This window comes from Bradyrhizobium sp. USDA 3311, from assembly GCF_054062495.1.
The window spans coordinates 1,868,353-1,889,952 of sequence record NZ_JBSSFI010000001.1 but is presented as its reverse complement, the minus strand read 5'-3'; the positions used below and the strand labels follow the sequence as shown (position 1 = coordinate 1,889,952).

At 63.1% G+C, this 21,600-nt stretch carries 17 protein-coding genes and 1 tRNA gene; 10 read left to right on the top strand and 8 right to left on the bottom strand.

What is annotated here, in order from left to right:
- Positions 1-99: 99 nt before the first annotated feature.
- From ACVWW6_RS08915 to ACVWW6_RS08885, 7 genes are read left to right on the top strand one after another with little or no spacing between them, the layout of a single operon-like run.
- On the top strand, positions 100-2,403 hold the full coding sequence (locus tag ACVWW6_RS08915) for a NosR/NirI family protein (protein ID WP_271556295.1): 2,304 nt from the start codon (positions 100-102) through the stop codon (positions 2,401-2,403).
- A 22-nt stretch (positions 2,404-2,425) separates the two neighbouring features.
- The gene (gene nosZ, locus ACVWW6_RS08910; RefSeq protein ID WP_011083147.1) at positions 2,426-4,378 is read left to right on the top strand and encodes a TAT-dependent nitrous-oxide reductase; all 1,953 of its coding nucleotides are present in this window, start codon (positions 2,426-2,428) and stop codon (positions 4,376-4,378) included.
- A 32-nt stretch (positions 4,379-4,410) separates the two neighbouring features.
- Positions 4,411-5,754: a nitrous oxide reductase family maturation protein NosD gene (locus ACVWW6_RS08905; protein ID WP_039186341.1), complete on the top strand. Its 1,344-nt coding sequence runs from the start codon at positions 4,411-4,413 to the stop codon at positions 5,752-5,754.
- Positions 5,751-6,659 (top strand): ABC transporter ATP-binding protein, encoded by a 909-nt coding sequence (locus tag ACVWW6_RS08900; RefSeq protein WP_456680548.1) that lies wholly within the window; start codon positions 5,751-5,753, stop codon positions 6,657-6,659. The genes ACVWW6_RS08905 and ACVWW6_RS08900 overlap by 4 nt, the downstream gene beginning before the upstream one ends.
- Positions 6,656-7,483: an ABC transporter permease subunit gene (locus ACVWW6_RS08895; protein WP_011083150.1), complete on the top strand. Its 828-nt coding sequence runs from the start codon at positions 6,656-6,658 to the stop codon at positions 7,481-7,483. Before ACVWW6_RS08900 ends, ACVWW6_RS08895 begins: the two co-directional genes overlap by 4 nt.
- Entirely contained in the window at positions 7,480-8,028 is a 549-nt protein-coding gene (locus ACVWW6_RS08890; RefSeq protein WP_011083151.1) for a nitrous oxide reductase accessory protein NosL, read from the top strand. Before ACVWW6_RS08895 ends, ACVWW6_RS08890 begins: the two co-directional genes overlap by 4 nt.
- An 11-nt stretch (positions 8,029-8,039) precedes the next feature.
- Positions 8,040-9,038, top strand: a complete 999-nt coding sequence (locus ACVWW6_RS08885; protein WP_456680547.1) for an FAD:protein FMN transferase — start codon at positions 8,040-8,042, stop codon at positions 9,036-9,038.
- Between the two features lie 57 nt (positions 9,039-9,095).
- Here ACVWW6_RS08885 and ACVWW6_RS08880 read toward each other — a convergent pair whose 3' ends face one another.
- Genes ACVWW6_RS08880 through ACVWW6_RS08870 form a run of 3 tightly spaced genes read right to left on the bottom strand, consistent with a single transcriptional unit; the run spans position 9,096 to position 12,604 of the window.
- Positions 9,096-10,067, bottom strand: a complete 972-nt coding sequence (locus ACVWW6_RS08880) for an alpha/beta hydrolase (RefSeq protein ID WP_304549485.1) — start codon at positions 10,065-10,067, stop codon at positions 9,096-9,098.
- A 17-nt stretch (positions 10,068-10,084) separates the two neighbouring features.
- The gene (locus tag ACVWW6_RS08875; protein ID WP_456680546.1) at positions 10,085-10,957 is read right to left on the bottom strand and encodes an MBL fold metallo-hydrolase; all 873 of its coding nucleotides are present in this window, start codon (positions 10,955-10,957) and stop codon (positions 10,085-10,087) included.
- Positions 10,958-10,999: 42 nt separating this feature from the next.
- The gene (locus ACVWW6_RS08870; protein WP_456680545.1) at positions 11,000-12,604 is read right to left on the bottom strand and encodes an MFS transporter; all 1,605 of its coding nucleotides are present in this window, start codon (positions 12,602-12,604) and stop codon (positions 11,000-11,002) included.
- Between ACVWW6_RS08870 and ACVWW6_RS08865 the strand changes: the two genes are divergently transcribed.
- Positions 12,555-13,691, top strand: coding sequence for a LysR family transcriptional regulator (locus ACVWW6_RS08865; protein ID WP_456680544.1), 1,137 nt, complete (start codon positions 12,555-12,557; stop codon positions 13,689-13,691). The genes ACVWW6_RS08870 and ACVWW6_RS08865 overlap by 50 nt on opposite strands.
- Positions 13,692-13,885: 194 nt before the next feature.
- Here the strand turns inward: ACVWW6_RS08865 and ACVWW6_RS08860 are convergent.
- Positions 13,886-13,975 (bottom strand) — tRNA-Ser (locus ACVWW6_RS08860).
- Positions 13,976-14,171: 196 nt separating this feature from the next.
- Between ACVWW6_RS08860 and ACVWW6_RS08855 the strand changes: the two genes are divergently transcribed.
- The gene (locus ACVWW6_RS08855; protein ID WP_456680543.1) at positions 14,172-14,513 is read left to right on the top strand and encodes a hypothetical protein; all 342 of its coding nucleotides are present in this window, start codon (positions 14,172-14,174) and stop codon (positions 14,511-14,513) included.
- Positions 14,514-14,557: 44 nt separating this feature from the next.
- Here the strand turns inward: ACVWW6_RS08855 and ACVWW6_RS08850 are convergent, their stop codons facing one another.
- The 3 genes from ACVWW6_RS08850 to ACVWW6_RS08840 form a co-directional block, all read right to left on the bottom strand.
- Positions 14,558-16,021, bottom strand: coding sequence for a trehalose-6-phosphate synthase (locus ACVWW6_RS08850; RefSeq protein ID WP_028175323.1), 1,464 nt, complete (start codon positions 16,019-16,021; stop codon positions 14,558-14,560).
- 232 nt (positions 16,022-16,253) lie between these two features.
- Positions 16,254-17,075 carry a trehalose-phosphatase gene (gene otsB, locus ACVWW6_RS08845; protein ID WP_456680542.1) on the bottom strand — a complete coding sequence of 274 codons (822 nt, stop codon included), beginning with the start codon at positions 17,073-17,075 and terminating at the stop codon, positions 16,254-16,256.
- Between the two features lie 3 nt (positions 17,076-17,078).
- The gene (locus ACVWW6_RS08840; RefSeq protein WP_404525135.1) at positions 17,079-18,563 is read right to left on the bottom strand and encodes an MFS transporter; all 1,485 of its coding nucleotides are present in this window, start codon (positions 18,561-18,563) and stop codon (positions 17,079-17,081) included.
- Positions 18,564-18,745: 182 nt separating this feature from the next.
- Here ACVWW6_RS08840 and ACVWW6_RS08835 point away from each other — a divergent pair, with 182 nt between their 5' ends.
- A complete protein-coding gene (locus ACVWW6_RS08835; RefSeq protein WP_456680541.1) occupies positions 18,746-19,105 on the top strand; it encodes a DUF3175 domain-containing protein in 360 nt (119 codons plus the stop codon).
- A 181-nt stretch (positions 19,106-19,286) separates the two neighbouring features.
- On the opposite strand, the gene ACVWW6_RS08830 is transcribed toward ACVWW6_RS08835, so the two are convergent.
- Positions 19,287-21,320 carry a methyl-accepting chemotaxis protein gene (locus tag ACVWW6_RS08830; RefSeq protein ID WP_456680540.1) on the bottom strand — a complete coding sequence of 678 codons (2,034 nt, stop codon included), beginning with the start codon at positions 21,318-21,320 and terminating at the stop codon, positions 19,287-19,289.
- Between the last annotated feature and the right edge of the window lie 280 nt (positions 21,321-21,600).

The window sequence follows — 21,600 nt, the reverse complement described above, 5'->3', positions numbered from 1 at the left end:
GCGTAGCATCTATCCGATCAAGTTCCTGCGTCAACGGCGACTTCGGAAGAAATAGGAGCGCGCGGCCCGGTCGGTCGCGGCGTTCACGTTCGAGGTCCCATGCTCCAAAGAACGCATGTTGTTCCGGATTTTCTAACCCAAGCGGCGCGCGCACTCTTCGCGTTGGCGTTGCTTTGCGTGTCGTCCTTCGGCACCGCGTCCGCTGCCGACCTGAACGGTTACCTGTCGAAGATTGCCCCTGCCGACTTCTTCCCGGGCGCCGACCGTTTCGGTCCCCCGCAGGGCGAGCCGCCTATCATACCGGCCTATCGCGGCGATCAATTGCAGGGCTTCGTGTACCTGAATTCCGATTTCGCCAATGCGGTCGGCTATTCCGGAAAACCGATCCAGATGCTCGTTGGCATCGATCCGAAAGGTGTGCTGACCGGCCTCAAGCTGGTCGAGCACAAGGAGCCCATCGTGCTGGTGGGCATCCCCGAAAAGCGCATTCTGGAGGCCGTCAACAAGCTGATCGGCGCCGACCTGGGGAGCGTCGCCCGCGGGGCTGCGCCGGCGCCCCAAGTCGACATCGTCAGCGGCGCAACCGTAACCGTTCTGGTGATCGGCGACAGCATCGTTCGATCCGCCACCAAGCTGATCCGGAGCGGCCGCCTCGGCGCTCAGGGCAGCCCGGTTGCGGCGGCCGGGCCGCGAGCTACGAAGGCCATCGACGCGGCCAAGAGCGAAGTCCGCGATTGGCAGACCCTGGTCGGCGACGGCTCGGTCCGGCGGCTAACCCTCTCCGTCGCCGATATCAACCAGGCCTTCGAGAAATCGGGCAATGCGGTCGCCGCAGCGCGCCCGGAGGAAGGCGCTCCGGACGACAGCTTCATCGATCTCTATGTCGCGGACGTCGCGGTGCCGACCATCGGCCGCAGCCTGCTGGGCGACGAGAGCTACGGTCGGCTGGCCGGCAGGTTGAAGCCAGGCCAGCAGGCGCTCGTCGTCGCCGGTGCCGGCCGTTATTCCTTCAAAGGGGCCGCCTACGTTCGGGGTGGAATCTTCGACCGGATCGAGCTGATCCAGGAAACCAACAGCATCCGTTTCCGCGATCGGGACCATACCCGACTGGGTAGCCTGGCGGCCGACGGCGCGCCGGATTTTCCCGAAATTGCGCTGTTCATCGTGCCGGCCGACTTCGCGTTCGATCCGACCGAGCCGTGGGCGCTGCAGCTCCTGGTGCAGCGCGTCGTCGGCGCACGGGACAAGGCCTGGGTCACCTTCGATCTTGGATACACACTTCCCGAAATCTATCTCAAGCGCGAAGCGCCGGTTCGGCCGGCCGCAGCGGCAGCGGCGCCGACCGCAAAGTCGTCGCCGGCCGCCGCCCCCGAAGCCCGCGTGCCGACGACCGACGAGGATCCGTTGTGGATGCGGATATGGCGCGCGGACGCCCTCAAGATCGGCACAGCGATGCTGGCGCTCGGCGCGCTGACGCTGATCTTCTTCTTCCAGAATTTTCTGGTCCGTCGTCCGGCGGTGTACACGTGGGTCCGCCGCTTCTATCTGCTGTTCATTCTCGTCTGGCTGGGATGGTATGCGAACGCTCAGCTTTCAGTGGTCAACGTCCTGACCTTCACGAACTCCCTGCTGACCGGGTTCAGTTGGGAGTATTTCCTCTCCGCGCCGCTGATTTTCCTTCTCTGGGCCTCCATCGCGGCGGGACTTCTCTTCTGGGGGCGCGGACCGTTCTGCGGTTGGCTCTGCCCGTTCGGCGCCCTGCAGGAATTGCTCAACAACGCTGCCAAGGCGCTCAAGGTCCCGCAGTACCGCGTTCCCTGGGGCCTTCACGAACGGCTGTGGCCGATCAAGTACATCATCTTCCTCGGCCTGTTCGGCATGTCGCTCTACTCGACGGCGTTTGCCGAGCAACTTGCCGAGGTCGAACCTTTCAAGACTTCGATCGTTCTGAAGTTCGCGCGGGAATGGCCGTTCGTCGTCTACGCCCTGACCCTCCTCGCGGCGGGGTTGTTCGTCGAGCGCTTCTTCTGCCGCTACATGTGCCCGCTCGGCGCGGCGCTGGCGATTCCCGGCCGCATCCGGATGTTCGAATGGCTGCGACGCTGGCCGGAATGCGGCTCGCCCTGCCAGCGCTGCGCCAATGAATGCCCCGTGCAAGCGATCCATCCGGAAGGTCACATCAACGTCAACGAGTGCATCTACTGCATGCACTGCCAGGAACTCTATTTCGATGACCACCGCTGCCCGCACATGATCCAGGTGCGGCTGAAGCGCGAGAAGCGGATGGCCATGTCGTCGCCTTCGATGCGATCAGGCGGCAAAGGACCGAACACAATCATCACAGCCGGGGGAAAACCCGTCGGCGCGTCGCCAGTCGACGCCATCACGCCATCTGCAACCTGAACCGAAAGCCGAGGAGGCAATCATGAGCGACAGCGACAACATCAAGGGCGTCAGCCGGCGAACGCTGCTGGGGACCACGGCGGCCGCTGCGGGCGTGGGACTTGCCGGCGGGGCGGTGGTGACGAAGGACGGCGCGGGCTTCGTCTCGACCGCCGACGCGCAGACCAAATCTGCCGCACCCAAGGCACCGCCGGCACGTCCGGCCGTGCAGAAGACCGAAGTCGCGCCGGGCGAGCTCGACGAATATTACGTCTTCTTTTCGAGTGGCCAATCCGGCGAGATGCGGATCATCGGGCTCCCCTCGATGCGCGAACTGATGCGCGTTCCGGTCTTCAACCGCTGCAGCGCGACCGGCTGGGGCCAGACCAACGAAAGCCTGAAGGTTTTGACAGAAGGGATGCAGCCGGCAACCCGCGAATTCCTCAAGAACCGTGGCGGCACGTTCATGAACGGCGACCTCCACCATCCGCACGTCTCCTTCACGGATGGCACCTACGACGGCCGCTACGCCTTCATGAACGACAAGGCCAACAGCCGCGTGGCGCGGGTGCGGCTCGACGTCATGAAGTGCGACAAGATTATCGAACTGCCGAATCAGCACACCGTCCACGGCCTTCGGCTACAGAAGTATCCACGAACCGGATATGTGTTCTGCAACGGGGAAGACGGCGTTCCGCTGCCGAACGACGGCAAGGTTCTCGACAACCCGAAGGAATATCACTCCATCTTCACGGCGCTCGACGGCGATACCATGAAAGTGGCCTGGCAGGTGATGGTTAGCGGCAATCTCGACAACGTCGATTCCGACTACCAAGGCAAATACTGCTTCTCGACCTGTTACAACGCCGAAGAAGGCGTCACTCTGGCCGAGATGACCGCCAACGAGCAGGACTGGGTCGTCATCTTCAACCTCAAGCGGATCGAGGAGGCAGTGAAGAAGGGTGATTTCAAGGAAATGAACGGCGTGCCCGTGATCGACGGTCGCAAGGGCTCGCCCTACACGCGCTACGTTCCGGTGTCGAACAATCCGCATGGCATGAATACCGCGCCCGACGGCATCCACATCGTCGCGGCAGGCAAGCTGTCGCCGACGGTGACGGTGATGGACGTTCGGCTGTTCGACCAACTGTTCGACGACAAGATCAAACCGCGCGACGTCGTGGTCGCCGAGCCCGAACTCGGCCTCGGGCCGCTGCATACGGCCTACGACGGCAAGGGCAACGCCTACACGACGTTGTTCCTCGACAGCCAGGTCGTCAAATGGAACATCGATCTCGCCAAACGAGCCTTTAAGGGCGAGAAGGTCGATCCCATCATCCAGAAGCTCGACGTCCACTATCAGCCTGGCCACAATCACTCCTCGATGGGTCAGACCAAGGAGGCCGACGGAAAATGGCTGATCTCGCTGAACAAGTTTTCGAAGGACCGCTTTCTCAACGTCGGCCCGCTGAAGCCGGAGAACGATCAGTTGATCGACATCTCGGGCGACCAGATGAAACTGGTCCATGACGGTCCTAGCTTCGCCGAGCCGCATGACGCCACCATCGTGCACCGTTCCAAGATCAACCCGATCTCGATCTGGGACCGCGCCGATCCGATGTTTGCCGATGCGGTCAAGCAAGCCAAGGCCGACGGGATCAACCTGGAGGCGGATTCCAAGATCATCCGCGACGGCAACAAGGTGCGGGTCTATATGACCTCGACCGCTCCGGCGTTCGGGCTCGAGCAGTTCCAGGTCAAGCAGGGCGATCAGGTCACCGTCTACATCACCAACATCGATGCGGTCGAAGACCTGACGCACGGCTTCTGCATCGTGAACTACGGTATCCAGATGGAGGTCGCGCCGATGGCGACCGCGTCGGTGTCGTTCAGCGCCGACAAGGCGGGCGTCTACTGGTACTACTGCTCCTGGTTCTGCCACGCCATGCACATGGAGATGAAGGGCCGCATGTTCGTCGAGCCGAAATCGGTCTGATCGGGAGCGACACCGTGCGTCTTCCGTCACGCATGCTTCCGGCGGCGCTCGTCGCCGCCGGATTGTCCGGCTTCGCCAGCGCGGAGACGCTGACTGCTGTGCCGGGGCAACCGCTGCAGGCGTTGCTGGATCGTGCCCGCGACGGTGACGTCGTCGAACTCGCTCCAGGGGACTACAACGGCTCGATCCGCATCGATCGCCCTCTTGCCCTGACCGGACGTCCCGGCGCCGTGCTGGACGGCGGGGGCTCCGGCAACGTCGTCACGGTGACCGCGCCCGATGTAACGGTCCGCGGCGTGACCATCCGGGGGTCGGGGCGCGACCTGCAGGCGATGAATTCCGGGGTCTTTCTCCAGAAGACCGCCGAACGCGCGACCATCGAGAACAACCGCCTGGTGGGAAACCTGTTCGGCGTCTACGTGCACGGAGCGACCGGATCGCGGGTGGCCAACAACTTGATCGAAGGGCTTCGCGGCCATCGCCTCAGCGAGGCCGGCAACGGCGTCTCGCTCTGGAACGCTCCCGAAGTCACCATTGCGGACAACACCTTCCGCTATGGCCGCGACGGTATCTTTACCATTTCCAGCCGCAAGGACCGCTTCGTCGGCAACCGCTTCGAACAGGTCCGCTTCGCGGTCCACTACATGTACACCAACGACAGCGAAGTCAGCGGCAACGTCTCGATCGGAAATCATGTCGGCTACGCCATCATGTACTCGAACCGGCTGATCATCCGCGACAACATCTCCGATCGCGATCGCGATCACGGCCTCCTGTTCAACTACGCCAACTACGCCGAGATCGACGGAAACAGGGTGACGGGCGGACTATTGGATACGGTGTCCGTCGGGAGCGAAGAGGGGCCGGACGACGAGCGAGGCATGATCCCGGACACGAAGCGCGAGCAGAGCTTGCGAAGCGGCCCGGAGAAGTGCGTGTTCATCTACAACACGAACCACAACCGGTTCCGGAACAACTGGTTCGAACGCTGCGCCATCGGCGTTCATTTCACGGCCGGATCCGAAGGCAACGAGATCACCGGAAACGCCTTCGTCGGCAATCGGAACCAGGTCAAATATGTCGGTACGCGCAACCTCGACTGGTCCAAGGGCGGCCGGGGCAATTATTGGAGCGACAATCCCGCCTTCGATCTCGACGGTGACGGCATCGCCGACACCGCCTACCGACCCAACGATCTCGTCGATCGGGTGCTGTGGACGGCACCCTCCGCCAAGGTGCTGATCAACAGCCCTGCGGTGCAAGTGCTGCGGTGGGCCCAGGCTCAGTTTCCGGCGCTCTACCCGGGCGGCGTCATCGACAGCCACCCCTTGATCGCTCCACCCCCGCGGCCGTCGGGCAAGGAGGGCGGAAGATGAGCGCTACCGTTTCCGTTACTCGTGTCGTGAAGAACTACCGCACGGTGCGCGCACTGCGCGACGTCTCGTTCGATCTCGCCCCGGGGCGGCTCAGCGCGCTGGTCGGCCACAACGGCGCCGGCAAGACCACACTGATCAAGCTGATGCTGGGATTGATCCGTCCGGATCAGGGCTCCATCCGCGTGCTCGACGAGGATCCGGCCGCCGGTGAATTTTCGGCACGACGGCAGCTTGGATATCTTCCGGAAAATGTTGCCTTCAACGCAGCACTCACCGGGCGAGAAACGCTGACATTTTACGCGCGGCTGAAACACGTCAAACCGTCGAAAGCGTGGGCCTTTCTCGATCGCGTCGGACTGACCGATGCGGCCGACCGCCGGGTCGGGACCTATTCGAAGGGCATGCGCCAGCGCCTCGGATTGGCGCAGGCGCTGCTCGGCCGGCCCCGGGTGCTCCTGCTCGACGAGCCGACGACGGGACTGGATCCCGCGCTACGGCAGACCTTCTATGAGATCCTGAACGAACTCCGCGACGACGGCGCCACTGTGCTGATCTCGTCCCACGCGCTGAACGAACTCGAGGATCGCGCCGAGCATGTCCTCATCATGAACCGCGGGCTCCTCGCCGCGCAGGGCACCCTGTCGGAACTGCGCTCGATCTCGCAACTCCCGATCCGCGTTTCGGTCGACTTTGCGCCCGGCGCCGGCGTTCCCGCAGCGTGGATGAACGGTGCAAGTGTCGCGACCCCGCGCGGACGCATGCTGCTGGTGCCCGACGAGGCGCGCAAAATGGACGTGCTGCGCGCTGCGGCCAGTGATCCCGGCGTCATCAACATCGAGATCGCGGCGCCGACCCTCGATGAGCTCTATGCGCATTTCCTAAATTCGCAGGAGAGTGCTGCGTGAGAACGATCGTCATCATAGCCGCCAAGGAGATCCAGGAAGGGTTGCGGAACCGCTGGGTCCTGGCAACCACGCTCCTTTTGGCCGCGCTGGCCTTGTCGCTGACGTTCCTGGGAAGCGCACCCACCGGCAATGTCGGCGCGGGGGCGCTCGACGTCGTCGTCGTCAGCCTGTCGAGCCTGACGATCTTCCTGCTTCCGCTGATCGCCCTCTTGATCTCGCACGACGCCGTGGTCGGCGAGATGGAACGCGGCACCATGACGCTGCTCCTGAGTTATCCGGTGGGCCGAGGCCAGGTGATCCTCGGCAAATTCTGCGGCCACGTCCTGATCCTCGCCTTCGCGACCGTGATCGGTTACGGCGCCGCGGCCGCCGCCCTCGCGACGACGGGCGCCTCCGTGCTCGCCGCGAGCTGGTATGCCTTCGCCTCGATGCTCGGAACCTCGGTCATGCTCGGGGCGGTCTTTGTCGCGGTCGGATATCTGATCAGCAGTCTGGTCCGGGACCGCGGCACCGCCGCCGGCATCTCGGTGGGAGTCTGGCTGCTGATGGTGCTGGTATTCGACATGGCACTGCTCGGCGTGCTGGTCGTCGATCAGGGGAACATCGTCTCCGCACCCGTTCTCGAAGCGCTGCTGTTCCTCAATCCGACGGACCTGTACCGGATGACGAACCTGACCGGCTTTAACGTCAGCCAGTTTTCCGGGATGGCAGGGCTCGCCGGCACCGCGACGACCAGCGTCGGCGCGCTGTTGACGGGACTGACCGCCTGGGTCGTCGCGCCGCTCGGGCTTGCGGCCGCCTTCTTCGCTCGGAGGGAGCTATGATCCTGCGGATTCTGTGCATGATCGTCGCGCTGGTCCTCGCCGGCTGCAATCGGGACGGAAGCGATGCCGTCATGCCGCCGCCCGCGGCGCTCAACAGCGATGCAATGGGGGTCTTCTGCGGCATGAACGTGCTCGAACACCCTGGCCCCAAAGGGCAGATCATCACGGCGAGCCGCATCGACCCGTACTGGTTCACCTCGGTGCGCGACACCGTGGCCTTCACTCTGATGCCGGATCAGCCCCGTGACATCCGCGCGATCTACGTGTCCGACATGGCGCGCGCGCCCAGTTGGGAGGAGCCGGGAGCGACCAACTGGATCGACGCCAAAAAGGCGTTCTTCGTCATCGAGAGCCGCAAGCAGGGCGGAATGGGGGCCGCCGAGGCTGTGCCTTTCGGCAATCGTGCCGCGGCGGACGCCTTCACCGCCGCCAATGGCGGCAAGGTCGTCACGTTTGCGGACGTTCCGAGCGGCTACGTGCTCGGCAGCGACAGCGCCGCCGTCGATCAAACCGGGCATGAACGCCCCAGCGCCCGGACCAACTGACGAGGCTTCCGATGGCACCAGCAAATCTCACGCGCCGGCGCATGATCACCATCGCAGCCGCGACCGCAAGCTCGGCGTTTCTTTCCGGCGGCGGACACGCGTCCTCGACCGGGGCAGTGCGTTGGCGCGGATCGGCGCTCGGCGCGCAGGTGTCGATCGATATCTTCCATCCCGATCGGGAGGAGGCGGAAAGGATCATCCAGGATTGCCTGGCTGAGGTAAGACGACTCGAAGGGCAGTTCAGCCTGTACCGGGCGGATTCCGCCATTTGTGCCCTGAACCGGAGTGGCATCCTTGTCGCACCGGAGCCCGACATGGTCGCGCTGCTCAAGGCCTCGCTGCAATTCTCCGACCTTACCGGCGGCACCTTCGATCCCACCGTCCAGCCGCTCTGGCAGCTCTATGCCGCACACTTTTCGTCGGAGAATCCGGATCCCGGCGGTCCGCCGGCCGGGAAGCTGGCGGAGGCGCTCGCGAAGGTGGGCAGCAGCGGCCTGCGCGTAAGCGAAAAGCTTGTGGCGCTCCTCAGACATGGCGCTGCGATCACCCTGAACGGCATCGCCCAAGGATACGCCACCGACCGTGTCGTGGATGTCTTGCGCGCCCGCGGGTTGTCGACGACCCTCGTCAACATGGGAGAGATACGCGCGCTCGGAGCGCGCGCGGACGGGACGCCGTGGCGCGTCGGCCTTTCCGATCCGGACCGAGCCGGCGCGCTCACGGAAACCATCGACCTCATTGATCGGGCGGTCGCGACCACCGCGGGCGCGGGCTTCCGCTTCGATCCGGCGGGCCGGTTCACGCATCTATTCGATCCCCGGACGGGACGGAGCCCTGCGCTCTATCGGACCGTCAGCGTCATTGCGCCGACCGCCACCGAGGCGGATGCGCTTTCGACCGCCTTTAGCCTGATGCCTGCGTCGCAGATTGGCGACATAGCGGCCACGCGGCCAGATGTGCAGGTCCGGCTGATCACCAATGATGGAAATTTGCGCCTTTACGGCGCCTGAGAGGACGAGTCGCCATGCTTGCCATTTCGGGAGCTGGGCAATCGCGGCATGCCCTCTTTAGGCTGCAGGCCGTTCCCCAAGAAAACCGTCGACAGCAGCGAAGACCTGCCAGCGATTTTTCTCCATGAATACCGAGTGCGTGCCCTCGCCGATCTCGATCCAGCGGCGATATGGCGCCGCCGAGAGCTTGCTGAACACCGTTTGCGCCATATCCATTGGGCAGTCGCGATCCAGGTCGGCATGGACGATCAGGACCGGCACCGTGAGCGAGGAAGGATCATAAAGCGGCTTGCCAGATGCCCAATATTCTCGGCTGTCCTGAACCGTTCCGTTCGGCGCCCGCAGCTTGTCCGGCCCGAGTCCTGTTTTAGCAAAAGTTGCCTCCGCCCACGCATCGAACCAGGCCGGCGGCAATATCGCGTCCTTCTTGTCATCGGGAACGCCGTTCAGCCAACGGCTCTTGGCCGCCGAGCGCTCGACGACGCGATAGGCGCCGAGGGCGCCGCCGGAATCAGCCGCGCTCGGGGTCGTCCGGAGCCACTGCGGTGCGATCAGAACAAGCTTGTTGACGTGCGCCAGGTTCTCCGAGGCGTAGCGTGACATCAGCGTCGTCCCCCACGACCACCCGATCAGGTTGATCTTGTCGACCCCTCGCCGCGACCGGATAAACGTAGCAGCACTGCCGACGTCACGCACAGCGACGGGTGTGCGCACGATTGGCTGATTGTTGGACGCCGGTTCTTCCATTTCAGGGGGACGGGTCGACCCACCATAGCCGCGGACATCGACGAGATAGACGTCATAGCCCTCCTGGGCCAGATGATCCATCCAGGACAAGCCGTCCAGGCGAAGGTCGAACGAAGTCGACGCCGGATAGGTCGATCCCGCGACGAACAAGACCGTCTTGTCGGCAGAGAACCGGACCAAGTCGGACCGTCGCTTGTTGCGAACGAAGAGTTCGATCCCTGCGGTGTCGCTCGGGATCATCATCTCTTCGCTGATGATGGCGTCGGTAATCGATTTATGCATCTCGGTATCCCCTCAGGTTACACGAACCGCCAGTCGAACCTGTCGCCGCTACGTGTGACGTGTCCGGCTGACGTGTTGGCGAAATGAGCCGTGAAAACGGTCGAGCGATCTTCCGCAGCCCGTTCGAGAAGCCAGCGGCGCGATGCGCGTGCGCGCTCCGCGTCCTCACAAAACGCGCTGTTCCAGTCCGGACGATAGATCTGAAGCGGCTGATGCATGATGTCGCCGCTGAAGAGCGCCTTCTGTCCCTGGTCAGAAAGCTGGATAGCGACGTGACCAGGGCTGTGCCCCGGGGTCGGATGGAACGTAAGACCGTCCCCGATCGCAGCCTCGCCATCGACGATCTCGGCCTGTCCGCTCTGGATAACAGGAAGAACGCTGTCCTCGAATACGCCGGCGCTGAAGCCTTCCTTGCCAGCCGGGCCGGACCAATGATCGTATTCGGCCTTGGAGAAGACGTACTTGGCATTCGGGAATGTCGGCACCCAGCAGCCGTTGAGGAGTCGCGTGTTCCAGCCGCAATGATCCGCGTGCAGGTGGGTACAGCAGACATAGTCGACCTGTTCAGGTGAGACGCCGGCTTCCGCCAGCCGGGCGAGGAAAGGCAGATTCAACTGATGAAAGCGCGGCAGCATCGGACGGTTCTTGTCGTTGCCTGCGCAGCTGTCGATCAGGATCGTATGGTGCTGCGTCTTCAGAATCCAGGTGTGGATGCTCGCGATGAAGCGCCCCTCCGCCTCGTCGAAGCAATCCGGGATCATCAGCGCTCGGTGCTTCGCCAGAACCGACTGATCCCAATCCGGGAAGAGGAAGTCCGGGGTGAAACCCGGACCTCGGATCTCGACAACCTGACGAATGGCAACGTTGCCGATCGCGTGCATTGCGGTCATGTGAACCAGACTTTCTTGCTTGTGCAGATTGAAGCGTGACCGCTAGGCCGTGGCAGTCGCGACTGACTCGACCTTGGCCGCTGCCGGCGCCGATTGCAGCCAGAACAAGCCGAGAAAGAACGAGATCGCCGAAATGACCATCACGTAGTACAGACCGGCGTATATATCGCCGCTGGAGATCTGGAGTGCCGCGGCGATCGCCGGCAAGAGGCCGCCGAAATAGCCGTTGCCCACGTGATAGCTGAACGAGACCGACGTGTAACGCACCTGGGGCGGAAACAGATCGGTCATCGCCGATGCCAGCGGACCGAAGATCATGCCGGCAACCGTGCTCAGCGCCGCCAACACGAGTATGATCATTCCGAAATTCATCGCACTTGGATCGGCACGGCTCGGATATCCGGCCTCCTCAAGCGCATGCTTCAACTTGGCGGTGAACGCCGCAACATCCGGAGCCTGCCCTGCGGCGCCAACCGGGATTGGCTTGCTGCCAACGAAAACCGTCGCGACCGCCCCTTTTGCTTCGGACCTGGTCAAATAGGGAGCGCCGAACCGGATCAAGGCGTTCTTGGCCATATCGCACCCTGTGGTGAACTTCGCCGTTCCGATCGGATTGAATTGGAAGGTGCACTCCGATGAATCCACCGCGACGGTTACGGGTACGGCGGCCTGCGCGGCATGGAGCGCAGGGTTGGCATAGAAGATGAGTGCCTTGTAGAGCGGGAGGTAGGTGAACGTGCCAATGACGCAGGCAGCCAGGATGAATATCTTGGTGCCGTAGCGGTCGCTCAACCAGCCGAAGAGGATCATCACCGGCAGCGTCAGCATCAGGGCCGCACCGACCAGGAGACTAGCGATCTGCGGATCGACCTTGGCCGTGCCCGTGAGAAACACCAGAGAATAGATCTGAGCACCGACCAGCAGCACGCTCTGGGGGACGACCATCGCAAACATCGCGATCAGCACGCGTTTCAGGTTCGGCAGCGCCCGGAGCGTGTCGTAGATCGGAGACTTCGAGAGCGTCCCCTCATTCTTCATTTTGAGGAAGAGCGGCGATTCCTGCAGCTTCAACCGAATCCAGACCGAGATCGCGAGCGGCAACACCGAACTGATGAACAAGATCCGCCAGCCCCAGTCATTGAATGCCTCGGGCGTCATGCTGGAGCGCATGAGATACACGGATAGCATCGAGAGAGCGAAGCCGATCGGTGCAGAGGTTTGCAGCCAGGACGTTAACCAGCCGCGGCGGCCTTGCGGTGCATGCTCTGCGATGTAGGTCGCAGCACCGCCATACTCGCCGCCAAGAGCCAATCCCTGGATCATTCGCAGCAAGATCAAGATCGAAGGCGCCCACAGGCCGATCGACGCATAGCTCGGCACCAGACCGACGGCGACCGTTGAAGATCCCATCATCAGGATCGTGGTGAGAAAGGTTTGCTTGCGTCCGATCATGTCGCCGATGCGACCGAACACCAGCGCTCCAAACGGCCGAACGAGATAGCCCGTGCCGAAGGTGAGAAGCGCGAAGACATTGGCCCAAACGGGATTGTCGGCCGAGAAGAAATTAACCGAGATGGCCGAAGCCACCGAGATATACATGAAGAAATCGTACCACTCGATGACCGTACCGACGGTCGCTGCGATCATGACCCTTCGCTGCAACTCGATGGTGGGCTCCGCCGCAGCAGGACCGGCGTTTGGCAGCTTCCTCATCTGTCCCCCAACTATCTTGTCCGCTTTCGCGGCCCATATGATCCGGCTTGCCTTGATGTCCTCCGTCATGGGATATTTGAAATCGATAGATGAGATATGTGGTATAATTCGGATGAATATCAGGGCTCATGACATGCCTCTGCTCGCATCGCTCAAGGTGATGCTCGATGAGAGGAACATCACCCGTGCGGCAGCGCGGCTTGGCATTAGCCAACCGGCACTTTCCGCCCAACTGGCCAGGCTTCGCGATATCTTCAAGGATCAGTTGCTGACACCTGCCGCCTCGGGGAAAGGCATGGTCCTCACCCCACGGGGAAACGAGCTCAAGGAACCTCTGCGACTGGCACTGCAGAATCTGCAAGATGTTATCGGTGCACCAGCTGGCTTCGACCCGAAGAAATCGGATCGAACTTTCACAATCGGTGCGAACGACAACGCGACCGCTATTGTTGGATCGCGGCTGGTCGCGTTCTCGCGACGGGATGGCTTATCGGGAATCCGGTTCGCCTTCCGCTCGATCGATTTGATGAAATTGGCTGGCCAGCTCGAGGCGGGAGATCTCGACGTTGCGCTGGTTTCGAAAGATGCGGTCCCAAGCGGAATGCCGTCCCAGCCGCTGCTCGATGAACGGTTCATGATGGCCCAGCGTAAGGATCATCCGCGCGGATTGCGGCGGCCCACGATGAGAGAGTATTCGCGCCTGGAGCATATTATCGTTTCGGGAGAAGGCGGCGGCTTTCGCGGCTTCATCGACGATGTCCTGGCGAGGGACGGGCTGACGCGTTGCGTCGCCGTGTCAGTTCAGCACTACAGCGTCGTGCCGCTCTTGCTACAGTCGACCGACCTCGTTTGCACTCTTCCGCAGCGTTTCCTCAACCGCTACCGTGATGTCCTGCAATCCCTGCCGCTGCCGTTCAATACGAGGCCCTTTACGCTGCACGCCACTTGGCACGCCCGATTCGATAACGATCGCGGTCATCAATGGCTTCGACAGCAACTCAAGGACTGCGCCACCGGCTAGCAACGCGAGCTGAAGTGAAACCACTTGCTCACTGTCGCGGTCTGGCCGTAACCGACGAGTTGGAAGAGAGGCCCTCATCCTTGTCGATGGCGACAATGATATTGGACTCCGTCAGGCCAGCCATTTCGTACATTCGGCCAAGCTAACGAATTCAAACGAGCCAAATCGTGGTTTGGCGTAGAAAATGGCGAAAATGGCGGAGAGAGTGGGATTCGAACCCACGGTACGGTTTCCCGCACACACGCTTTCCAAGCGTGCGCCTTAAGCCACTCGGCCATCTCTCCGGAGCGCCCTCTCTTGAAGGGGCGCCGGCGATTTTGCAAGAGACCGCGGGAAAATCGGGTGAATTTTCCGTAAGCTGTTGTATTTAAACGACAATATCTGGCGCCGGCGGCTGCTTCGGAACCGCCTGCAGGCTGAACCCATGACGGGTTTGGCGCGACGATTCACTTGAGAATGCCAAACACGACCGGGGGCGCCATGACCATCCGCAAGACCATCGCCGCGCTGGGCCTGATTTCGGCCCTTGGCTCCGCCTTTGCCGGGCCGGCCCTGGCTCAGGTCTGCACCCGCCAAGGGGTTGACGTCAGCTGCGACGACGGGCGGCGCGGGGTGCTTTCGGGCGATGCCATCATCTGGCCGGACGGGACGCGCTCGAGTTCGTCGCCGCATCCGAGCGTGATCATCGGCAACAAGAGCTCGGTGCATGTCGGGCCCGGCGTGTTCGTCGGCCAGGGCAAGGGCATGGTGCCGCTGGACGATCCCAACGCGCCGAACAAGCGGCAGTGCGCGATTCTGGATGGCATGTCGTATTGCTATTGACGATCTCTTCCTTCCCCCCTCGTGGGAGGGGGGAAGATCAGAAGCTAAATCAACCGCACGCCCGAGATCGCCGACTTCAACCAGCGCAGCGCTTGCGGGGGCTGGGCTGCGAGCGGGGCGACGGCGGCCTTCTCGATCCGGCACTTTTCGAGCTCGGCGACGAAATCGGCGGACCATTGCTGGATGGTGTGGCCGCGCAGCTTCTTCATCATCGCGTCCCAGCGCATCTTGCGCTCGGTGAGCGGCATCGCGGCGGCGATCGCGATCGCGCGCGCCATGGCGTCGATGTCGTGCGGATTGACCAGCAGCGCCGTGTCGAGCTCATTCGCCGCGCCGGCGAATTTCGACAGCACCAGCACGCCGGGGTCGGCCGGGTTCTGCGCGGCGACATACTCCTTTGCGACGAGGTTCATGCCGTCATGCAGCGGCGTCACCACACCGATCTGCGCGGTGCGATAGAGGCCCGCGAGCACGGCCTGGCTGAAGCCCTTGTTGAGATAGCGGATCGGCGTCCAGTCCACCTCGCCGTGGCGGCCGTTCACGTCGGTGACGAGACGCGCGACCTCGTTCTGAAGATTGCCATAGGCCTCGATGGCACCGCGCGAAGGGTTGGCGATCTGGAGCAGCGAGATGCTGCGCAAGAATTGCGGCTGCTCGGTCCAGAGCCGGTCGAACGCGCTGATGCGGTTGACGAGGCCCTTGGAATAGTCGAGCCGGTCGACACCGATCGCCAGACGCTCGCCGTTGAGGCTGCGGCGCAGCCGCGACACATCCGGATGCGAGGCGGACTTGGCGGCATACTGCGCGAACTTCTCCGCATCGATGCCGATGGGGAAGACTTCACAGCGGGTGCGGCCGTGCTGCGACAGCACAACACCATCATCGATGACGAGACCGAGCTCGCCGGCAACATAACCGAGGAAATTCTGGCGATCCTCCTCGGTCTGGAAGCCAATGAGATCGTAGGCGAGCATCGCCGTGATCAGTTCGCGATGATTGGGTACGCCCTGCGTCACCGCGGCCACCGGCCACGGCGTGTGCAGGAAGAAGCCGATCGGATCGTCGACGCCGAGATCGCGCAGCTCCGCACCGAGTGCGAGGAAATGATAGTCCTGCACCCAGAATGCGGTCCGGGGTTTACGGAAGCGCATCAAGGCGCGCGCCATGAAGGCGTTGACCTCGCGATAGCTGACATAGTCTTCGCGCGAAACGCGGATCAGATCGCTGCGCGAATGCAGCGCCGGCCACAACGCCGAATTGGCAAAACCTTCGTAATAGCCGCCGTAATGCGCCGCCGGCAGATCCAGCGTCGCAATCGCGCCCGAACCCAGCGCCTCGATCTCGGCAAACGGCTCCTTCTGATGGCCGTCACGCACGCGGCCGGAAGACCCCACCCAGATGGCACCCGAATGTTCCACAACGGGAAGCAATGCCGCAGCCAAGCCGCCCGTCATGGGCTCGTTGGGTTTGCCGCGCGCAACACGATTCGAAACGACGACTAAGTTCACAGGTCGTCCCCTCCTGTTCATTCCACCCCGTTTAACTGGCGTTCATCAATATGGTTCCTGTCATCATTTCCACGAAATGAAACCAAAGTCAGGCGCGCACGTTGGAACTGGTTTCGCTTGCGGAACCTACTGCAAAGACAGTCATTTTGGTACTATTGCACGGCATGCATCGCTGCACGCTAGGGCGCTGCGCCGACGGCCTTTATGTCTGCAGCGTGGCGCTGCCTTTGTTTCACCTCGGATCGAGCAGGCGCGCGAGAAACGCGCGCACATCGCTCGGCGCATCGAAGTGACCATTCACACCCATGGCACGGCGGCCCACCGAAAAAGCGAGCCCGTTCATGTCAGGCATGATCGCGAACACGGTCTCGTCGGTGACGTCGTCGCCGATGAACAGTGGACGCCGTCCCCTGAACGGTTCGTGCTTCATCAACTCGTGCACGCCGGTCGCCTTGGTGAAGCCGGAATGCTTGATCTCGCAGACGAACTTTCCGGGCAGCACCTCGATCGGCGCATTGGGCAGATCGGCGCGGATCAGCGAGACAGCCTCGAAGATCGCCTTCTCCGCATGCGGTGCGAGGCGATAGTGCAGCGCGAGCGAATAGCCCTTGTCCTCGAGCAGAATGCCCGGACTGAGCTTTGCGATCGCAGCGAGCCGCCGCTTCAACTCCTTGTCCAGCGGCGGCGCGTGCACATCATCCGCTTCATTGTCCACCGACAGCCGCATCTCCGCGCCGTGGCCGGCGACGGCGCGATAGACGTCGGGCGCGAAGATCAAGTCGATGTCGTTGAGCGAGCGGCCGCTGACCAGCGCCAACGCCCCGGAGGTGCGTTCCACCAGCCGCTTGAGCGTCTCCGACAGGCCCGGCGGCACCCACACTTCGCGCGGCGTCGGCATCAGGTCGAGCAGCGTGCCGTCGATGTCGAGCAGGATCGCGGTCTCGTCGAGATGTGGCACGAGCGCATGCGGCACCGGCACCGTTTCCGGCACATCGTCGTCAACGGGCATGGTGCGCTTCTGGTCCACTGCCATTTCCGCAAATTCCGATTTCATAGTCTACTCCATAAAGGCCAGCGGCCGCGCTATTTGTTCGAGCGATTTGCGTTCCGCGGAGACGGCGTAGCGCCACGCCACGATCGCGGCCGCGATCATGAGGAATGCCCCCAGCAAATAGCCGGCGAACACGCTTGTGCGTGATCCCGTGTCGATCAGCGCGCCGAACAGCGCCGGGCCGATGACGCCGCCAATACCGGTGCCGACCGCGTAAAACACCGCGATCGCCAGCGCGCGGACTTCCAAAGGAAACGTCTCGCTGACCGTGAGATAGGCCGCGCTCGCGGCGGGCGAGGCAAAGAAGAAGATCACCATCCAGGCGATGGTCTGTCCTTGCGCACTGAGCGCCCCGATCGAGAACAGATAGCCCGACAGCGCCAACAGCAGGCCCGACGCGCCATAGGTGAACATGATCATCGCGCGCCGTCCGAGCGTGTCGAACAGGCGGCCGAGCAGCAGCGGGCCGAGGAAATTGCCGGCGGCGAAGGGAAGCAGATACCATCCGACATGATCGGCGCTGATGCCGTAGAAATCGGTCAGCACCAGCGCGAAGGTGAAGAAGATGGCGTTGTAGAAGAAAGCCTGCGCGCCCATCAGGACGAGGCCGACCAGCGCGCGCTGGCGATAGACCGTGAACAGCGTGTGCATGACCTCGCGAATCGGCGTGTGATCGCGCATCTTCAGCCGGATCCTGGTGAAGCGTCGGTCGCTCGCATCCTGGTCGTGTCCGATCACCGAACGCTCGATCTCGTCGACGATGGCGTGGGCCTGATCGGGCCGCCCGTGGATCATCAGCCAGCGCGGACTTTCCGGGATCCACATCCGCATCAACAGCACGACGAGGCCGATGCTCGCGCCGATGAGATAAGCGAGGCGCCAGCCGAGATCGGGGCCGATCAAGGCGGGATCCAGCAGAACGATGGCCGCCACCGCGCCCATGGCCGCGCCGATCCAGAAGCTGCCGTTGATGACGAGATCGGTCCAGCCGCGATAGCGCGCCGGCACCAGCTCCTGGATGGTCGAATTGATCGCGGTATATTCGCCGCCGATGCCGGCGCCGGTGAGAAAACGAAACAGCGCGTAGCTCGCGATATCCCACGACAGTGCGGTCGCAGCGGTCGCGGAGAGATAAAGCGCGAGCGTGATGAAGAACAGTTTCTTGCGGCCGATGCGGTCGGTCAGCCAACCGAAACCGAGCGCGCCGAGCACCGCGCCGGCGAGATAGGCTGAATTGGCAATGCCGAGATCGAGATTGGAGAATTGCAACGAGGGACTTTGCTTCAGCGCGCCGGAAAGCGCACCGGCGAGTGTCACCTCGAGCCCGTCGAGGATCCAGGTGATGCCGAGCGCCAGCACGACCCGGGTGTGAAAGCCGCTCCACGGCAGCGCGTCGAGACGTGAGGGAATGCTGGTCTCGATGATGCGATCGGTCGCGACCACCGAGACAGCAGGTCCATAATTCAGCGCTTGGCTTTGCTGCAATTCCATCGCGTTGCTGGGTCTGACCAATAGAAGCGACCCCGGTTCACATGATGTGGCCAGGGGCGAACCGATCATCGGGGTGCGGCATTCCGCCTGCCACCTGCGACAACGTCTGCGGCAAGCGCCGGTTCCAGCAGGAACGGCCTCCAACGCCGTCCGTTTCCGAAGGAGCCGCAGGGAGTTGACGCATGGCTCACGTCAGAAAGACGACACATTCTCGCAAAACAGCTGCGCGCAGCAGGAAGACCAGCGTGCGCAAGAGCGCGAAACGCGCGACATCGAAGCGCTGGTCGCAACGTGTGACCAAGGAGAGCGACGCGCTCGATCTCAAGCGCGGCGTATTCACGCTCACGAGTCCGAAGAAGATCGCAGCCTCGCTGAAGCGCTCGGCCGAGCACAGTTCGCGCCGCAAGACCGGCACCTATCGTTCGGCGCTGTCGATGCTGACGTTCTATATCAACCGTGCCGGCAAGACGCTGCCGAAAACACAGCGAGCGCGGCTGGAGCAGGCGAAGGTGGAATTGAAGTGGGCGTTTGGAAGAGCGTGAGGCTTAGACGGCACAGCGAAAAATCAGCCGTCGTCCTGGACAAGCGAGCGGAGCGAGCGCTGATCCAGGACCCATTACCACAGGACGTGGTTTGGCGAAGACTTGTGGTTGCCGGTCTTCGCCCAACTGGCTCCCGGGATAATGGGTCCTGGCTTTCGCCAGGACGACAGCGGAGAGAGCGCTACGCCGCCCGGATGTTCCCCATGAACCGGTCGAGCTCGGCGCGGAGGCGGGTGCTTTCGCTGGAGAGGGTCTTGGCCGAATTCAACACCTCCTCCGAGGCCGAGCCGGTTTCGGCGGCGCCGCGATTGACCTCGCCGATGTCGGTGGCTGCAGCGTGGGTGCCCTGGGCGACCGTCTGGACACTGCGCGCGATCTCCTGCGTCGCGGCGCCCTGCTGCTCCACCGCGCTCGCGATCGACGTCGAGATCGACGAGATCTGGCCGATGGTGGCGCCGATCTCCTTGATCGCGGCGACCGACTCGGCGGTGGCGCCCTGCATGCCCGTGATGTGGGAGGAAATCTCGTCGGTGGCCTTCGCCGTCTGGCTGGCCAGTGACTTCACTTCGCTCGCGACCACCGCAAAGCCGCGGCCGGCTTCACCGGCGCGCGCCGCCTCGATGGTGGCATTGAGCGCCAGCAGGTTGGTCTGCTCGGCGATCGCCGTGATGAGCTTGACCACTTCGCCGATCTGCTGGGCGGCGTGCGAGAGCTTGCCGATGCGGCCGTCGGTCTCCTTGGCCTGCACCACGGCGGCCTCGGCAATGCGGCTGGAATCGCGCACCTGGCGGCCGATCTCCTCGACCGAGGCCGAGAGCTCTTCCGTCGCGGTGGCGACCGACTGCATGTTGCTGGAGGCCTGCTCCGAGACGCCGGCGACCTGGCTCGACAGGCTCTGCGTGGTCTCGGCGGTACGGGTCAGCGTGGACGCGGCCGATTCGAGCTGCACGGCCGAGGCCGAGACGTTGGAGACGATGGCGCCGACCGCGCTCTCGAAATCGTCGGCAAAGCGGATCAGCTCGGAGCGGCGGGCGGTGGCCAGTTCCTTGTTCTGGGCTTCGCTGGCAGCGGCATCGCGCTCGGCCTTGGCGACGGCCTGAACCTTGAACTCCTCGACCGCGCCGGCCATCTCGCCGATCTCGTCCTTGCGGCCGAGGCCCGGCAGCACGACGTCGAAATTGCCCGAGGCGAGCTCGCGCATCGCCTTGCACATCGCGATCATCGGACGCGAGATGCCGTTGCCGAGCATCAGGGCGAGCACGGCGCCGATCGCCAGGCCGCCCAGCGCCAGCATCAGCATCAGCCGTTCGGTCTCTCCGATCGTTGCATTGGCGCTGGCCTCGATGCGCTGCTGATCGGCGGTCAGGTCCGATCGCAGCTCACTCGAAAGCTTGAGGATGGACGCGGCCGTCTTGGTCATCTCGCCGTTCGACTTGACGATGACCTTCACGTTCTCGGTCAGCTTGGCAAAGGAGGTGCGGTACTGCTTCAGCAGGTTGCTGATCTCGGTGACGCGGTCGGTGATCTTCTGGTCGTTGGCATAGATCGAGACCAGGAGGGTCTCCAGGAACTTGATGCGGGCGATCACGCCGTCGGCGGTCTTCGGTTCGGGCTTGGCGACGAAGGCGCCGACAGAGGTGGAGACCGCAAGATATTGCGAGGTGACGTCCTTGGCCGTGGTCTGGACCGAGGCGAGCCCGGCGAGCGCCGCGGTATCGGCAAGGTCGTCGAACTTGAAGCGAATCTTGTTGCCGACGCTGTTGAGCTCATCGGCCGCGATCTTGTTGTTCTCGCGCGTCAGGGTGATGATCTCACCGAATACTTTCGTAAAGCGCTGGAACTCCGCCTCGAGCTTGCCGACCTGCTCGCGGCGCGCGGCGCCGGTCGTGGCGGACGTCGATTTGGCGATCGCCGCTTTCAGATTCTCTTCGGCCGCCTTGGCCGCGGTCTCGTCGTCTGTCGCGCCGGTCAACGTATAGGCCCGCGCCAGCCCCTGATAGGCGATCAGCTCGCGGTCGACGGTTCGCGCGAGATCCGCTTCCGCCACGCTGGTCCGGTAGGAGGCCACGGCGGCCTGGATCCGCTCGAAGCCGAAATAGGCGAAAGCCATGCTGACCGCGAGGATGGCCAGCACCGCCACGAAGCCGAGGACGATTTTTGCGCGAAAACGCAAGGTTGGCAGTTTCGATGTGTTCGGCTTGGATTTGACGGACATTCCCCCACCCCATTCCATTCGCGGAAAACCAGGCGCAGCCCGGAAGCAGCCCGCTTCCCGACTCGTGTGCACGGTAATTGGCAAAGGATAAGCGGCGGTAAATTTGCGGCGTCGCAACTTGCGGTTCGGTGACGCGGGCAAATGTTAAGGCGCGCTTTCTCGCGCCGCTACAAATTGAAGGCCGGCGCCAATCTCCGCTGTCGTCCCGGACGAGCGAGCGGAGCGAGCGCTGATCCAGACCCATTACCACAGGGCGTGGTTTGGCGATGACTTGTGGTTG

Coding starts and splice junctions, on each gene's coding strand:
- ACVWW6_RS08905 (WP_039186341.1), top strand. CDS start 4,411: ATGCTTCCGGCGGCGCTCGTCGCCGCCGGATTGTCCGGCTTCGCCAGC.
- otsB (WP_456680542.1), bottom strand. CDS start 17,075: ATGAAATCGGAATTTGCGGAAATGGCAGTGGACCAGAAGCGCACCATG.
- ACVWW6_RS08875 (WP_456680546.1), bottom strand. CDS start 10,957: ATGACCGCAATGCACGCGATCGGCAACGTTGCCATTCGTCAGGTTGTC.
- ACVWW6_RS08855 (WP_456680543.1), top strand. CDS start 14,172: ATGACCATCCGCAAGACCATCGCCGCGCTGGGCCTGATTTCGGCCCTT.
- ACVWW6_RS08835 (WP_456680541.1), top strand. CDS start 18,746: ATGGCTCACGTCAGAAAGACGACACATTCTCGCAAAACAGCTGCGCGC.
- ACVWW6_RS08830 (WP_456680540.1), bottom strand. CDS start 21,320: ATGTCCGTCAAATCCAAGCCGAACACATCGAAACTGCCAACCTTGCGT.
- ACVWW6_RS08865 (WP_456680544.1), top strand. CDS start 12,555: ATGAAGAAATCGTACCACTCGATGACCGTACCGACGGTCGCTGCGATC.
- nosZ (WP_011083147.1), top strand. CDS start 2,426: ATGAGCGACAGCGACAACATCAAGGGCGTCAGCCGGCGAACGCTGCTG.
- ACVWW6_RS08870 (WP_456680545.1), bottom strand. CDS start 12,604: ATGATCGCAGCGACCGTCGGTACGGTCATCGAGTGGTACGATTTCTTC.
- ACVWW6_RS08840 (WP_404525135.1), bottom strand. CDS start 18,563: ATGGAATTGCAGCAAAGCCAAGCGCTGAATTATGGACCTGCTGTCTCG.
- ACVWW6_RS08915 (WP_271556295.1), top strand. CDS start 100: ATGCTCCAAAGAACGCATGTTGTTCCGGATTTTCTAACCCAAGCGGCG.
- ACVWW6_RS08880 (WP_304549485.1), bottom strand. CDS start 10,067: ATGCATAAATCGATTACCGACGCCATCATCAGCGAAGAGATGATGATC.
- ACVWW6_RS08885 (WP_456680547.1), top strand. CDS start 8,040: ATGGCACCAGCAAATCTCACGCGCCGGCGCATGATCACCATCGCAGCC.
- ACVWW6_RS08890 (WP_011083151.1), top strand. CDS start 7,480: ATGATCCTGCGGATTCTGTGCATGATCGTCGCGCTGGTCCTCGCCGGC.
- ACVWW6_RS08900 (WP_456680548.1), top strand. CDS start 5,751: ATGAGCGCTACCGTTTCCGTTACTCGTGTCGTGAAGAACTACCGCACG.